Here is a 14,470-nt window from a genome sequence, read left to right as displayed (position 1 = left end):
GGTGTCATCGGTCCGTAAGACCTGCTCAGGTGGTTCAGGTGAGGCCCGCCCGCTGCGCGATCAGGGCCGCCTGCACCCGGTTGTCGAGGCCGAGGCGGGTGAGGATGCGGTTGACGCGGCTCTTCACGTTCGCCTCGCTGAGCCCGAGGTCCGAGGCGATCCGGGAGTTGGACAGGCCGCGCGCGACCAGGACGAGAACCTGGAGCTCGCGCTCGGTGAGCAGTTCCGTCAGCGCGGGTTGCCCGGCTGCCGTCGGCGCGTCCGGTGTGTCGGGGAGGAGAGCGGTCGGCAGCGCGGTCAGGGTGTCGATGAGCCGGCGGGTGACGCTCGGCGCGAGCACAGGCTCTCCCGCGACCGCAGCGTGGAGGGCGCGGGCGAGGTCGTCGGGGTGGCTGTTCTTCAGCAGGAAGCCGTCGGCGCCCGCGCGAAGGGCCGCGTGTACGTACTCGTCCAGGTCGAACGTGGTGAGGACGACGACCCGGGGTGCGGGGCCCGGACCGGGCCAGTCGCCGACGATGCGCCGGGTGGCCTCGACGCCGTTCGTGCCGGGCATGCGGACGTCCATCAGCACGACGTCGGGTCGGAGTTCGACCGCCCGGGTCACGGCCTGCTCCCCGTCCGCCGCCTCGCCGACGACCGTCAGACCCTCGCGGCGGTCGATGACCAGCCGCAGTGCGGTGCGGACGATCTCCTGGTCGTCGACGACGAGCACGCGTACGTTCACCCCGCCGCCTCCGCGGGTCGTGGCGTCGCCGCGGACAGAACGGCGCGCAGCACCCAGCCGCCGTCCGCGCGCGGCCCCGCAGCAAGCTCACCGTCGAAGGCCGCCACGCGTTCCCGCATGCCGATCAGCCCCCGCCCCGATCCGCCGACGGACCGGTGGCATGGCGCTGCCGCGGCGTTGCACACCTCGATGACGAGGCCGCTGTCGTCGCCGCGCACGCGGACCAGCACATCCACGGGCCCGGCGTGCTTGACCACGTTCGTCAGCGCCTCCTGGACGATCCGGTACGCCGAGACCCGCATCCCCGCCGACGGTGCCGTCCCCGCCCGGATCTCCGGCGTGTACGTCACCCGGCACCCCGCCGACCTGGCGGCGTCGATGAGCGTGTCGAGGTGGTCGAGGGACGGTTCGGGCGCGAGTTCCCGCTCCCGGAACGACAGCAGCCCCAGCAGGCGCCGCATCTCGACGAGCGCGGTGTCGGCGGTCATGGCGATCAGCTCCACCCCGTGGGCCGCGAGCGGCGGATCGTCGTCCATGACGTCCTGTGCGGCACGTGCCTGTACGGCGATGGCGCTGACGTGGTGGGCGACGACGTCATGCAGGTCGCGGGCGATACGGGCCCGCTCGGCGATCGCCGCCTGCCGGGCGTTGAGCTCCTGCTCGGCCCTGAGCCGCCGGTTGAGGTCGCGCAGCCGGTCGGCGTCGGCCCCGATCCTGCGTCCGCCGTGTCCCAGGGTCCAGGCCAGGGCGAAGAAGAAGACGAACGTCGTGGCGCTGATCGGCTCCAGCGACCCGAGGTGCGGTGTCTGCCAGTTCCCGCTGAGGGCGTCGGAGGTCAGGGCCGCGGTCAGACACAGCAGGGTTCCCGGGAGGCTGGCCGTGACCGGCTCGTACCGGGCGAGGGCGTACACCCCGAGCATCAGCAGGAACGGGCCGGGGATCTTCCCCGGGATCGGGCCGAGCACCTGGAAGGCGACATAGAGGAAGGTCATCGCGGCCAGGACGGTGCGCGGACGGGTCCGCCGCCACAGCAGTGGGACGGTCTGCGCTCCCCACAGGGCCACGGCCCAGCCGCCAGGCGCCGGGTCGCGGCCGAGCACCGTGACCATGTCGAACAACGTCAGACCGCCGCCGAGCGCGACATCCGTCAGTCGCGGCCGGGTGGCGAACCAGCGCTGTGCGGCCCTTGGCAGGGCCCTTGTCTCCATGACCATCTCAGCTCGTCAGACTAGGACAGCCGGAGTCCGGCGGGATCCTCCGCCGGGCGCGCATCGATGGTTGCGCGCTCCTGCCGGAGATCGCCACAGGGCCGGAGGCGCCAGAGGCTGCCGTCCTCCTAGCGTCCTTCCCCATGACGAACCTTCCTGCACCACAGATCCGCCCTTCTCCCGTCACGGGTGCGGTGACCAAGTCCCGTGAAAAGAGGGGGAGTTCGCAGCCCACCGCGAAATGGGGCCTGCTCCTGCTCGGCACCGGGACGGCGCTGTTCGCGGTGGGCGGCCGTTGGGACGTCCCGGCCGCCGCCTGGATCTCCCTGGTGCTCCTGCTGCGCTTCACCCGACTCGGCCGCGCGTGGTCCGGAGCCCTGTGGATCTGGGCGGCGCACGCGGTGGCCGCCGTCTTCTGGGTCCAGGAGTCGGCGATCGGATTCGGCCCGGTGGTGGTCGCGGGCGCCGTCGCGCTGGCAGCCCTGCAGACACTGCCGTTTTTGGCCGACAGACTGCTGACCGGTCGCCTGTGCCCCGGGGTGGCAGCCCTGGCCTTCCCGGCCGCCGTCGCCGCCACGGAGTTCCTGATCACCGTGGTGTCCCCGTTCGGTACGGCCTACGGCTCGCTGGCGGTCACCCAGTACGGCGACCTTCCGCTCCTCCAGGTCGCCTCCGTCACCGGCCCGTGGGGGATCGGATTCCTGATCGCCTACTTCGCGAGCACCGTCAACAGGCTCTGGGAGCAGCCAAGTTGGCGGGGCGGCCTGGTCTACGTGGCCGTACTGCTGACCGTCTTGCTCGCCGGTGGTGCCCGCCTCGCCCTCGCGCCCTCCGAGGCCCCCACCGTCCGCGTCGCCGGAATCAGCCCGGCCCGGACCGTGACCGACGCCCAGCGGAGGGTGTTCTCGAAGGTCCCGGACATCGCCACCGCGCCCGCCGTGACGGTTCAACCCGTCATGACCGCCGTCGAGAACGACCTGCTGGCCGCCACCCGGCGCGAGGCCGCCGCCGGAGCGAAGATCGTGATCTGGCCCGAGGAGGCCGTCAGGACACAGGAGTCCCACGAGCCGTCCGCCCTCGCCGCCGCGCAGAACGGCGCCCGCCGATCCGGCGTCTACCTGGAGATCGGTGTCCGCGTCTACAGCCGAAGCGGACCTGCCCACGACAAGGACGAGGCGGTCCTCATCGACCCGCGCGGGAAGGTGCTGTGGACCTACCAGAAGGCCCATCCCATCCCGGGTTCCGAGGAGTTCACGCCCGGCGACGGCCGCGTGCCCGTCGCCGACACCCCGTACGGCCGAATCGCCAACGTCATCTGCTACGACGCCGACTTCCCCGCCATGATGCGGACCCGTGCCGACATCATGCTCGTCCCCTCCCACGACTGGCGGGAGTACGGAGCCGCACACACCGAGAAGGCGAGCCTGCGGGCGATCGAGGGCGGCTACTCACTGATCCGCCAGGACGCGGAGGGAGTTTCGGCCGCCTACGACGACGAGGGCCATGTCCTCGCCTCCACCGACTACTTCACGACCGAACGCCAGACCATGGTGGCCTACGTGCCCGTCCGCGGCGTCGCCACGGTCTACGACCGGATCGGCGACACCTTCGCCTGGCTCTGCCTGGCCGGTGTCCTCGCGCTCACCGCCACCGCCGTGGCCCGTCATGAGTGACGGGCCGTCCCCGCCGAAGAAGAAGCTCACCACGACCGTGACGGTCGAGGCGACCGCGAGCCGCAGACCCCAAGTGGCGGCGGAGCCCTCCCCGAGTGCGGACGTGACGGCGGGCGCGCCGAGCAGGACTCCGCGAACAACACGGCCGAGGTGATCGTCAACCCGACCGCCTGACGGCGCGACGAGGAGGGGGCGCGCCGAAAGCCCGCCCCCTCCTCCCTACGTCGACTCCCGCTTCACCAGCTCCGTCGGCAGGATCACCGCCGCCGTGTCCTCGCCCCCGATCTGCGCCAGCAGCACCCGCACCATCTCCGCGCTGATCCGGTCGAACGGCTGCCGCATCGTGGTGAGTTCGGGGCTGGAGGCGAGCGCGGCCGGGGAGTCGTCGAAGCCGCCGACCGCCACGTCCTCCGGAACCCGCCGCCCGGCCCGCTCCAGCGTGGTCAGCACACCCCGCGCCATCAGGTCGGAGGCGACGAACACCGCGTCCAGGTCCGGGACTTGGGCGAGCAACCGCTCGGCGCCCTTCTCGCCGCTGAGGCGGCTGTAGTCGCCGGAGACGACGAGCCGCTCGTCCACCTCGACGCCCGCCTCGGTGAGCACTTCCTTGTAGCCCGCGAGGCGCTCGACACCGCCCGGCGTGTCCAGCGGCCCGGTGACCATGCCGACGCGGCGACGGCCGAGGGAGAGCAGATGCCGGGTCATGTCCCGGGCGCCGTCCCGGTCGTCGGCGGCCACATAGCTGATCTTGGAGCCGAGCCCGATCGGCTTGCCGCACGCGACCAGCGGCACGCCCGCCTCGCTCAGCTCCTCCGCCACCGGGTTCCCGGAGTGGCTGGAGACCAGCAGCACCCCGTCGACGTGCCCGGAGGTGATGTACCGCGTGATGCGCCGGCGCTCGTCCTCGGTGCCGGCCAGCATCAGCAGCAGCGGGATGTCGTGCGCGGCCAGCGCCTGGGTGCAGCCGCGCAGCAGCACGTTGAAGTTCGGGTCCTCGAAGAACTTCTCCTGCGGCTCCGTCAGCAGGAAACCGACCGAGTCCGAGCGCCCGGTGATCAGCGAGCGCGCGTGCCGGTTGACGACGTAACCCGTCCTGCGGATGGCCGCGTTGACGGCCTCCTGCGCGGCCGGGCTCACGTAGTGGCCGCCGTTGAGGACGCGCGACACCGTGCCCCGCGAGACGCCCGCCTCGCGTGCCACGTCATGGATCGTCGGCGGCCTGCGCCGACCCCCCGTATTGCTCATGGTCAGACTCTACGGCTCCCGGACCGGGAGCCTGAAGCACCGCTATGTGAGCGTTCACAGTATTCATGGCAGGGAAACAGCAGGGACACTTGTCAGCGGTCAAGGACGTGCGGTTATGTTGGGGCAATGTTTCAGGGCGCGCTGTGTGCACGTTCCCAAATGATCGACTACGGGAGAGATCCATGCCGGAGACCACACCCAAGGGGCTCACCAGGCTCGCCTTCGGTGGGGACTACAACCCCGAGCAGTGGCCGGAGAGCGTCTGGCAGGAGGACGTCCGGCTGATGCGGGAGGCCGGCGTCACCATGGTGAGCGTCGGCATCTTCTCCTGGGCCCTGCTGGAACCCGAGTCCGCTGTGTACGACTTCGGCTGGCTCGACCGCCTCCTGGAACTCCTGCACGAGCACGGCATCCGCGTCGACCTCGGCACCCCCACGGTCGCCCCGCCCGCCTGGTTCTACCGCGCCCACCCCGAGGCCCTGCCCGTCACCGCCGACGGCACCCGCTACGAGTTCGGCTCACGCGGCGCGATCTGCCACAGCAACGCCGACTACCGCGCCGCCGCCGCGAACATCACCACCCGCCTCGCCGAGCGCTACGGCACCCACCCCGCCCTCGCGCTGTGGCACGTCTTCAACGAGTACGGCGTTCCCGTCTCCGCCTGCTACTGCGACTCCTGCGCCGCCCACTTCCGCCGCTGGCTGACGACGACCTACCGGACCGTCGACGGCGTCAACGAGGCCTGGGGAACGGCCTTCTGGGGCCAGCGCTACGCGGATCTGAGTCAGATCAACCCGCCCCGCCGCACCCCGACCGCCGTCAACCCGGCCCAGGCGCTGGACTACACGCGGTTCGCGGACGCCACCATGCGCGAGAACTTCGTCGCGGAACGGGACATCCTGCACCGCCTCGCGCCCGGCATCCCCGTGACCACCAACTTCATGGCCGCTCTCAGCCAGTGCGAGTCCGTCGACTACTGGGCCTGGGGCCGCGAGGTCGACCTCGTCACCAACGACCACTACCTGATCACCGACGGCCGCCGCACCCATGTCAACCTCGCGATGGCCGCCGACCTCACCCGCTCCGTCGCGGGCGGCGCCCCCTGGCTGCTGCTCGAACACTCCACCTCGGGCGTCAACTGGCAGCCCCGCAACCCCGCCAAGGCTCCCGGCCAGATGGCCCGCAACGCCCTCTCCCACGTGGCGCGCGGCTCCGACGGCGCGATGTTCTTCCAGTGGCGCCAGTCCCGGCGCGGTGCCGAGAAGTTCCACTCCGCGATGCTCCCGCACGGCGGCACCGAGACCCGTGTGTGGCGCGAGGTCGTCCAACTCGGCTCGTCCGTCAATGAGTTGAGCCAGATACGCGGCACGCGCACGCAGGCCGACGTGGCTGTCGTATGGGACTGGCAGTCGTGGTGGGCGCAGAAACTGGAGTGGCGGCCCAGCGAGGACCACGACGCCCGCGAGCGCGCCGACGCCTTCTACGAGGCACTCTACGACCGTCACCTCACGGTCGACTTCGCCCACCCGGAAGCCGACTTGTCGGCCTATCCCCTTGTCGTCGTACCGGCGCTGTATCTGATGACGGAGGCGGCCGGCCGCAACCTTCAGCGGTACGTCGAGCTGGGCGGCACCCTCGTCGTCTCCTACTTCTCCGGGATCGTCGACGAGCACGACGCCGTCCACGAGGGCGCGTATCCCGGCCCGCTGCGGGACGTACTCGGCCTGACCGTCGAGGAGTTCTCGCCGCTGCTGGCGGGCGAGCGGGTGCGCATCACCGGAGCAGACGGCTCCGAACTCACCGGCGACGTATGGACCGAGTTCGTGGTCCCGAGCGGCGCCGAGACCGTGTGGACGTACGCCGAGGGCCTCACCGCCGATCACCCGGCCGTCACCCGGCACCGCCTCGGCGAGGGCACCGCCTGGTACGTGTCCACGCGTCTCGACGCGCACGGCCTCGACGCCCTGCTCGGCTGGGCGGCCGAGGACGCCCGGATCGCCCCGCGCGCCGAATTGCCGTACGACGTCGAAGTCGTGCGCAGGGAAGGCGAGTCGGGCAGTTTCCTCTTCGCGATCAACCACAGTGCCTCGGACGTCAAGGTGCCGCTGGGCGCCGACGGCACCGAACTGCTGACCGGCGAGCGGGCCGCGGGCGGACTCGCGGTTCCCGCCGGAGCCGTGCGGGTCGTCCGACTCGACGGCTGAGCCGACTCCCCTCCGCCCGCGAGAGCCGTGAGCCGCGGGCGGAGGGGGACGTCCGACGTCCGGCGCGCGTGCGTTCTTGTGCGGCTGCGGCCGTGTTGGTTTGCCAACTCCTGTTCTGGTGGGGGGAGTTCGTGTCCTGGTGGGTTACCGCGTCCCGTTCGTTGTTCTGCGCCTCAGCGCAGACGCCACCGATCTGCTGACCGGTGAACGTGCCGCAGGCCTGCGGCACGACGGCGGCCGGCGCGCGTGCGTTCTTGTGCGGCTGCGACGGTGTGGTTCGGCCAACTCCGGCTGCGGAAGGCGGAGTTCGTTCCCTGTGGTCTCCGCACGTCCCGCCCGTTGCCCCATGCCCCGCCGGTGACAAGCGCGCCGAACAGGAACGGTCGGTCCCGGACAAGGGGCACCGAGTCCGGGACGAGGCGGACCATGCTGCGGGAGAGTGGGAGGGCGCGGCAAGCGGCGCGCAGGACGGAGGGGCACGAGATGCTGAGGACTCCGGCAAGTCAGCGGCGACTGGACATCCTGGAGTGGCTGAGAGATCCGGCCGCCCACTTCCCGGCCCATCGGTATCTGGACGAGGCCGGGGTCGGCTCGGAGGCGGTGGCGGCCAAGCTGGGCGTGCCCCGTCAGGTGGCCGAGACCCACCTCGAACTCCTCGCGTCCCTGGGCCTGTTGCGCACCCGGCGGATCCGGCTGCGCACCTACTACCGGCGCGACGAGGTCCGTATCGCCGAGGTGGCCCGGATGTTCGAGAAGGGCTGGTAGCGGGACCGCCGGTCCGAGCGTCACACCGTATCCTGCCCGGCGTCAGCTTCCTCCGCTTCCTTTGGCGTCTCCGGTTCGGTGCGGAACGACGCGTCCGGGTCCCCGAACCGCTCGCACAGCAGCCTGCCCACCAGCGCGCCGCCGTACAGCACGAACCCCACGCCGACCAGCCAGGACTCCACCACCAGTACGGTGCCGACCGGGCCGTAGCTGACCGCGTTGGTGACCAGGAGCGGGGTGAACACCAGGTACGAGAACCAGCGCAGGCCGACCAGGCCCGCCATCGTGGCGAGCGCGCCCGGCAGCAGATAGCGCCAGTGGACCTGGCGGTTGAGCAGGAAGTGCGGGCCCCACCAGAAGAACAGCAGGCCGGCCGCCATGCTGAGCAGGATCCGGGGCGTGCCCGCGAGGACGTTGCGGGTCTGCACCTGCGCGTACAGATAGCCCATCAGCATGACCAGCCAGATCAGCTGTCGCCAGATGCGGTGCCAGGGCGCGCCGGCCGGGCCCCACACATGCTCGTAGCCGCTCTGCACACTCGACGCGAAGGACAGGCCGAACAGTGCGAGCAGCCCCACGCTCCAGGCGCTGGTGGTGCCGATGACCTTGCGGGGCGGGGTGAAGACGTCGGTGAGCGCGCGGGCCGAGCGGCCGGACAGGTCCATGCCGTCCACCAGCCACAGCGCGAACCCCCCGTGCCCGATCGGATCGGCCGCGGCCACCACGATCAGCAGCGGCGCCAGTGTGACCAGGGCGAGCGTCGCGAAGCCCATGGCCCGGTGCAGCAGCTCCAACTCCCGCCCGCGCCGGTTGAGTTCGGCGAGCCCGAGGCGCTTCCAGGCGGTGCGGACTCGGTTCACCGGGGCGTTCCCGCGCGGCGGGCGGCCGGCCACGTCATGCGAGGCCCCCTTCTCACTTCTCGCCTGTCGGCAGCGCGATCCGGGTCACCGGGAATACGCTCGGCAAACGTGCCCGGGTGCCGCGATGACCGGGAAGAACAGCAAGCGTACGCGCGCCGGGCCCAACCGTGGAGGTGTTCGTGGACCGACCCAGTGCACTGCTCGCCCGCCGATTTGTCGCGATCGGGGGCGTGGGTCCCGAGGACGTGGTGGCCGACGCCCGCGGCCGGGTGCTGACCGGCGTCGAGGACGGCCGCATCCTGCGCCTCGACGGACTGATCGACCCCGAGGCGGTGCGGGTCGAGACCCTTGCCGACACCGGCGGACGGCCGCTCGGCCTCGAACTCCTCCCGGACGACGCCCTGTTGGTGGCCGACGCGGAACGCGGGCTGCTGCTTGTCGACCTGGCGGACGGAACCGTGCGTGTCCTCGTCGACTCGGTGGCGGGGGAGCGGCTGGTGGGCTGCAGCAACGTGGTCGCGCTGTCGGACGGCAGCGCGTACTTCACCGTCTTCAGCCTTCGCTACCCGATCGACCGGTGGATCGGCGACATCGTCGAACACACCGGCACGGGGCGGCTGTTGCGCCTGGCACCCGGCGCCGACACTCCCGAAGTCCTCCTGGACGGACTCCAGTTCGCCAACGGACTGGCCCCGAGCGCCGACGAGTCCTTCCTGGTCGTCGCGGAGACCGGCGCCCGCCGGCTGACCCGCTACCAGCTCACCGGACCGAAGGCGGGCGAGAGTGAGTCCTTCGTCGACGATCTCCCCGGAATGCCCGACAACCTCTGGCGCGCCGGCCCGGACGGACCGATCTGGGTGGCGCTGGCCGGCCCGCGCGTCGCGCCGCTCGAACTCCTCCACCGGGCCTCACCCGCCGTACGGCAGGCCGCGGCCCGGGTAGCCGTGCGCGTGCCCTTCCGCCCCACCGGCATGATCGGCGCCATGGCGTTCGACGACGACGGAACCGCCGTCCACCACCTCGTCGCGCACGGCTCGCCGTACCGGATGGCCACCAGCGTCTGTGAGGCCGCCGGGCACCTGGTGCTCGGCAGCGTGCGGGAGCGCGGGATCGCGCTGTGCGAGCCGCCCGCCCCGAAGTGACCCCGGCAGGTCACCGGCGTTACCCTGATGCCCGGCCGCGAGCACCCCTCGCGGCGCGGCGGTGGGGCCCGCCGTACCCGAACCGCGGCAGAGGTGCCGCCAACGGTCCCTACTTGTAGAGGCGTGTGCCCCCAGGGCCCCCGACGAGTAGGAGACGTACGGCCATGACAGCTCCCGAAGCAGAGAGCGTCCGCGCCCGGCCACAGGCCCCGCGGCCGTCTGTCTGGCGCGGTCAGGGACCCGTCGTCGCGGTGGTCGCGCTGGGCGGCGCGATCGGCGCCACAGGGCGCTACGCGGCCTCCCTGTGGTGGCCCGCGCAGAGCGGCGGATTTCCCTGGACGACGTTCTGGATCAATGTGGTCGGCTGCGCCGTCATCGGCGTGTTCATGGTGGTCATCACCGATGTGTGGGCCGCGCACAGGCTGGTGCGGCCGTTCTTCGGCACCGGGGTGCTCGGCGGCTTCACGACCTTCTCTACGTACGCCGTCGACATCCAGAAACTGATCGACGCGGGCCATCCCCGCACGGCGCTGGCCTATCTCGCCGCGACCCTGCTAGCGGCCCTCGCGGCGGTGTGGCTCGCGGTGACGGCGGCCCGGCGTGTCCTGAAGTGGAGGCAGCGATGACCAGGCTGACCGGCAGCGCCCTGCGCGTGACCGTCTTCATCGGCGAGAACGACACCTGGCACCACAAGCCCCTGTACACCGAGATCGTCCACCGCGCGCACACCGCCGGGCTGGCCGGTGCCAGTGTCTTCCGGGGCATCGAGGGCTTCGGCGCCTCCTCCCTGATCCACACCACACGGCTGCTGTCGCTCAGCGAGGACCTGCCGGTGGCGATCGTGATCGTCGACACCGAGGAGCGCGTACGGGCCTTCCTGCCGCAGCTCGACGAACTCGTCACCGAGGGACTCGTGATCCTCGACGACTGCGAGGTCATCCGGTACGTCGGCCGCGCCGACGAGCCCGGCGAAACAGGCGTGAAGGGTAAGAGGTCGTTGTGAACTGGCTGTTGGTCGTCGCGGGAGCCGCCGTCGGCGCCCCGCTCCGCTATCTCACCGACCGCGCGGTGCAGACCAGACACGACTCCGTCTTCCCCTGGGGCACCTTCGCGGTGAACGTCACCGGCTGTCTGATCCTGGGCACCCTGACCGGAGCGGTGTCCGCCGGCGCGGCCGGCTCGCATCTCCAACTCCTCGTCGGGACAGGCCTTTGCGGGGCCCTGACGACGTACTCGACCTTCTCGTACGAGACACTGCGACTGACCGAGACGGGGGCGGGGCTCTATGCCGCCGCCAACGTCGTCGGCAGCGTGACGGCGGGCCTCGGTGCGGCATTTGTCGGGGTGTCGATCGCGCAGGCCCTGTGGGCGTAAGAAATCGGGCGGATCCCGCGCCCGTGCAGGACCGCCTCCAGCGCTATTGTCTACAGCACTGTCGACCAATCCCGAAGAACTGGATCCCATGAGCGTCATCAGCGTCGGTCAGGCCGCCGTCCTCGGAGTCGTCGAGGGGGTGACCGAGTTCCTGCCCGTCTCCTCCACCGGCCATCTGAAGATCGTCGAGGGGCTGATGAAGATCCCCGTCGACGACGATTCCGTCGTCGGGTTCTCGGCCGTCATCCAGGTCGGCGCGATCGCCGCCGTCCTCGTGTACTTCTTCAAGGACATCGTGCGGATCGTGACCGCGTGGGGCCGTGGTCTGCGCAATCGCGAGGAGCGCTATCACCACGACTACAAGTTCGCCTGGTGGGTGATCTACGCGACGATCCCGATCGTGCTGGTGGGTCTCGCCGCGAAGCCGCTCATCGACGGCCCGCTCGGCTCGCTGTGGGTGGTCGCCGCGTCGCTGATCGTCGGCAGTGGGGTCATGTGGGCGGCAGACCAGATGGGCCGGCACAAGCGCGGTGAGGACGACACGACCTTCAAGGACGCGATGCTGGTGGGCAGTTCGCAGATCCTCGCGCTGCTCTTCCCCGGCTTCTCCCGCTCCGGCGCCACCATGTCCACCGGTCTCATCCTCGACCTGGACCGGGTCGCCGCCACCCGGCTCTCCTTCTTCCTCGGCATCCCCGCCCTCACCGGCGCAGGCATCTACGAGCTGAAGGACGCTCTGGGCGCGGGGGTCGGCGCGGCGCCGCTCGCCGTCGGCACGATCGTGTCGTTCGTGGTGGCCTACGCCTCCATCGCCTGGCTGCTGAAGTTCGTCGCGAAGCACTCCTTCAACGCGTTCGTGATCTACCGGATCATCATCGGGCTGCTGCTGTTCGGCCTGCTCGGCACGGGTGTGCTCAACAGCTGACACCGCATGGTCGATCATGACGGAGGGCGTGAAGCCGGATTTTCAGGCTGCGCGCCCTCTGTATTTTTCTTTTCCGACCGCTTGACAGCACTGTCCCGTCACCCGCAGGATCACGTCCGTGAACCTGTCAGACAGCCAGACAGGTGGAGTCGGACCGCGGCGCGTCAGCGCCATGGAAGCGGTGCTCGTCCACCTCCGCGGCGCCATCGAGCGCGGCGACTACGCCATCGGCGACAAGCTGCCCTCCGAGGCCGAGCTGTGCCGCACCCTGGAGATCAGCCGACCCGTGCTCCGCGAGGCCCTGCGGGCCCTGCAGACCATGGGCCTGACCGTCTCCAAGACCGGCAAGGGCACCTTCGTGGTCGCCAGCGCCGTGGAGGACCCCACCTTCGGCGACTACGCGGCCAGCGACCTCCTGGAAGTGCGCCGCCATGTCGAGATCCCGGTCGCCGGGTACGCGGCACTGCGCCGCACCCCGGAGAACCTGGACCACCTGGCGCACCTCCTGGACCGGATGGAACGGGAGACGGACACCACCGCGTGGGTCGCGATGGACACCCTCTTCCACCTCGCGGTGGCGGAGGCCGCCCAGAACCCGGTGTTCCGCCGGGTCATCGAGGAGATCCGCGACGCGCTGGCCCGCCAGTCCGCGTTCCTCAACGAACTCGGCGGCCGGCGCGAGCAGTCCAACCGCGAGCACCGGGCGATCGTCGAGGCGCTGATCGACGGCAGCGAGCCGGACGCCGTCGAGGCCATGTCCCACCACCTCGACCGGGTCGAGACGACCCTCACCGACATCGTGCGCCCCGCGCGCACGGACACCCCCACGGAAGGCGGACCCGAGGCGTGAGCGACCAGTCCCTGCACGGCAGCGACCAGTCCCTGCACGGCAGCGAGCAGTCCCTGCGCGACGGCGTGCAGAAACGATCCGGCCATGTCGACGCCGGAGACGCCGGCTACAGCAAGTCCCTGAAGTCCCGGCACGTCAACATGATCGCCATCGGCGGCGCGATAGGCACCGGCCTCTTCCTCGGCGCCGGCGGCCGCCTCGCCGACGCCGGCCCCTCCCTCTTCATCGCGTACGCGGTCTGCGGACTCTTCGCCTTCCTCGTCGTCCGCGCCCTCGGCGAACTCGTCCTCTACCGGCCCTCGTCCGGCGCCTTCGTGTCGTACGCCCGAGAGTTCCTCGGCGAGAAGGGCGCCTACGTAGCGGGCTGGATGTACTTCCTGAACTGGGCCACCACCGGCATCGCCGACATCACCGCGGTGGCCGTGTACACCCACTACTGGGGCATGTTCTCCGACATCCCTCAATGGTTGATCGCATTGATCGCTCTCGCGGTCGTGTTGACGGTCAACTTGATCTCGGTCCGGCTCTTCGGCGAGCTTGAGTTCTGGTTCGCGATCATCAAGGTGAGCGCGCTCGTCGTCTTCATGCTGATCGGCATCTTCCTCCTGGTCACCCAGCACCAGGTCGACGGCACCACCCCCGGTCCGTCCCTGGTCACCGACAACGGTGGCATCTTCCCCAACGGCCTGCTGCCCATGCTCCTGATCATCCAGGGTGTCGTCTTCGCCTACGCCTCCGTCGAGCTGGTAGGTGTCGCCGCGGGCGAGACCGAGAACCCCGAGAAGATCATGCCGAAGGCGATCAACTCGATCATGTGGCGCGTCGGTCTCTTCTACGTCGGCTCGGTGCTCCTGCTCTCGATGCTGCTGCCCTGGAACAAGTACAGCGCCGGCCAGAGCCCCTTCGTGACCGTGCTGTCGAACATCGGCATCCCGGCGGCGGGCGGCGTCATGAACCTCGTCGTCCTCACCGCGGCCATGTCCTCGCTCAACTCCGGCCTCTACTCCACCGGCCGCATCCTCCGCTCCATGGCGATGTCCGGCTCGGCCCCGAAATTCACCTCGGTGATGAGCCGCAGCCAGGTCCCCTACGGCGGCATCCTGCTCACCAGCGGCATCTGCGTCCTCGGCGTCGGCCTCAACTACGTAGTGCCCGCCGACGCGTTCGAGATCGTCCTCAACTTCGCGGCGATCGGCATCCTCGCCACCTGGGGCATGATCATGCTCTGTCACTTCCTCTTCTGGCGGAAGACCGAGAAGGGCGAACTCTCCCGGCCCAGCTACCGGTTGCCGGGTTCCCCCTGGACCGAACTCGTGACGCTGGCCTTCCTCGCCTCCGTCCTGGTCCTCATGTACGCCGACGGCGGCGCCGGACGCACCACCGTGCTGTGTCTGCCGCTGATCGCCGCCGCGCTGGTCGCCGGATGGTTCGCCGTCCGCCGCCGCGTGGTGAGCACGTCCACCACCGCACCCGACGCGTGAGACCCACGCCGTCCTGACC

Annotated in this window: 14 protein-coding genes; 10 read left to right on the top strand and 4 right to left on the bottom strand. The window is 70.5% G+C overall.

Annotated elements, in window-relative coordinates; all coding sequences use genetic code 11:
• Positions 1–34 precede the first annotated feature (34 nt).
• Entirely contained in the window at positions 35–724 is a 690-nt protein-coding gene (locus ACWDEW_RS18475; protein WP_450514025.1) for a response regulator, read from the bottom strand.
• Positions 721–1,932: a sensor histidine kinase gene (locus ACWDEW_RS18470; protein WP_450514024.1), complete on the bottom strand. Its 1,212-nt coding sequence runs from the start codon at positions 1,930–1,932 to the stop codon at positions 721–723. Before ACWDEW_RS18470 ends, ACWDEW_RS18475 begins: the two co-directional genes overlap by 4 nt.
• A 143-nt stretch (positions 1,933–2,075) precedes the next feature.
• Between ACWDEW_RS18470 and ACWDEW_RS18465 the strand changes: the two genes are divergently transcribed.
• Positions 2,076–3,605 (top strand): nitrilase-related carbon-nitrogen hydrolase, encoded by a 1,530-nt coding sequence (locus ACWDEW_RS18465; RefSeq protein WP_450514023.1) that lies wholly within the window; start codon positions 2,076–2,078, stop codon positions 3,603–3,605.
• Positions 3,606–3,824: 219 nt separating this feature from the next.
• Here the strand turns inward: ACWDEW_RS18465 and ACWDEW_RS18460 are convergent, their stop codons facing one another.
• Positions 3,825–4,856 carry a LacI family DNA-binding transcriptional regulator gene (locus ACWDEW_RS18460; RefSeq protein WP_450514111.1) on the bottom strand — a complete coding sequence of 344 codons (1,032 nt, stop codon included), beginning with the start codon at positions 4,854–4,856 and terminating at the stop codon, positions 3,825–3,827.
• Between the two features lie 176 nt (positions 4,857–5,032).
• Here ACWDEW_RS18460 and ACWDEW_RS18455 point away from each other — a divergent pair, with 176 nt between their 5' ends.
• Together ACWDEW_RS18455 and ACWDEW_RS18450 are read left to right on the top strand one after the other, a co-directional pair.
• Positions 5,033–7,054, top strand: coding sequence for a beta-galactosidase (locus ACWDEW_RS18455; protein ID WP_450514022.1), 2,022 nt, complete (start codon positions 5,033–5,035; stop codon positions 7,052–7,054).
• Between the two features lie 483 nt (positions 7,055–7,537).
• On the top strand, positions 7,538–7,819 hold the full coding sequence (locus tag ACWDEW_RS18450) for an ArsR family transcriptional regulator (RefSeq protein ID WP_359613544.1): 282 nt from the start codon (positions 7,538–7,540) through the stop codon (positions 7,817–7,819).
• Between the two features lie 20 nt (positions 7,820–7,839).
• Here ACWDEW_RS18450 and ACWDEW_RS18445 read toward each other — a convergent pair whose 3' ends face one another.
• Complete coding sequence (locus ACWDEW_RS18445) at positions 7,840–8,679, bottom strand: ribonuclease BN (RefSeq protein WP_450514021.1); 840 nt, start codon at positions 8,677–8,679, stop codon at positions 7,840–7,842.
• Positions 8,680–8,858: 179 nt separating this feature from the next.
• On the opposite strand from ACWDEW_RS18445, the gene ACWDEW_RS18440 reads away from it, so the two are divergent.
• From ACWDEW_RS18440 to ACWDEW_RS18410, 7 genes are all read left to right on the top strand, one after another.
• Positions 8,859–9,821 (top strand): SMP-30/gluconolactonase/LRE family protein, encoded by a 963-nt coding sequence (locus ACWDEW_RS18440; RefSeq protein ID WP_450514020.1) that lies wholly within the window; start codon positions 8,859–8,861, stop codon positions 9,819–9,821.
• A gap of 164 nt (positions 9,822–9,985) precedes the next feature.
• Positions 9,986–10,447, top strand: coding sequence for a fluoride efflux transporter CrcB (crcB, locus tag ACWDEW_RS18435; protein ID WP_450514019.1), 462 nt, complete (start codon positions 9,986–9,988; stop codon positions 10,445–10,447).
• On the top strand, positions 10,444–10,824 hold the full coding sequence (locus ACWDEW_RS18430; RefSeq protein ID WP_450514018.1) for a DUF190 domain-containing protein: 381 nt from the start codon (positions 10,444–10,446) through the stop codon (positions 10,822–10,824). Before crcB (ACWDEW_RS18435) ends, ACWDEW_RS18430 begins: the two co-directional genes overlap by 4 nt.
• Positions 10,821–11,195, top strand: a complete 375-nt coding sequence (gene crcB, locus ACWDEW_RS18425; protein ID WP_362976376.1) for a fluoride efflux transporter CrcB — start codon at positions 10,821–10,823, stop codon at positions 11,193–11,195. Before ACWDEW_RS18430 ends, crcB (ACWDEW_RS18425) begins: the two co-directional genes overlap by 4 nt.
• Before the next feature lie 88 nt (positions 11,196–11,283).
• Entirely contained in the window at positions 11,284–12,120 is an 837-nt protein-coding gene (locus ACWDEW_RS18420; RefSeq protein ID WP_262060689.1) for an undecaprenyl-diphosphate phosphatase, read from the top strand.
• Between the two features lie 172 nt (positions 12,121–12,292).
• Complete coding sequence (locus ACWDEW_RS18415) at positions 12,293–12,970, top strand: FadR/GntR family transcriptional regulator (protein WP_388104425.1); 678 nt, start codon at positions 12,293–12,295, stop codon at positions 12,968–12,970.
• Positions 12,967–14,451, top strand: coding sequence for an amino acid permease (locus ACWDEW_RS18410; protein ID WP_450514017.1), 1,485 nt, complete (start codon positions 12,967–12,969; stop codon positions 14,449–14,451). Before ACWDEW_RS18415 ends, ACWDEW_RS18410 begins: the two co-directional genes overlap by 4 nt.
• The last annotated feature ends 19 nt before the right edge of the window (positions 14,452–14,470 follow it).

The organism is Streptomyces sp. NPDC001100 (assembly GCF_053598575.1).
This window is presented reverse-complemented; position numbering and strand designations above follow the sequence as displayed.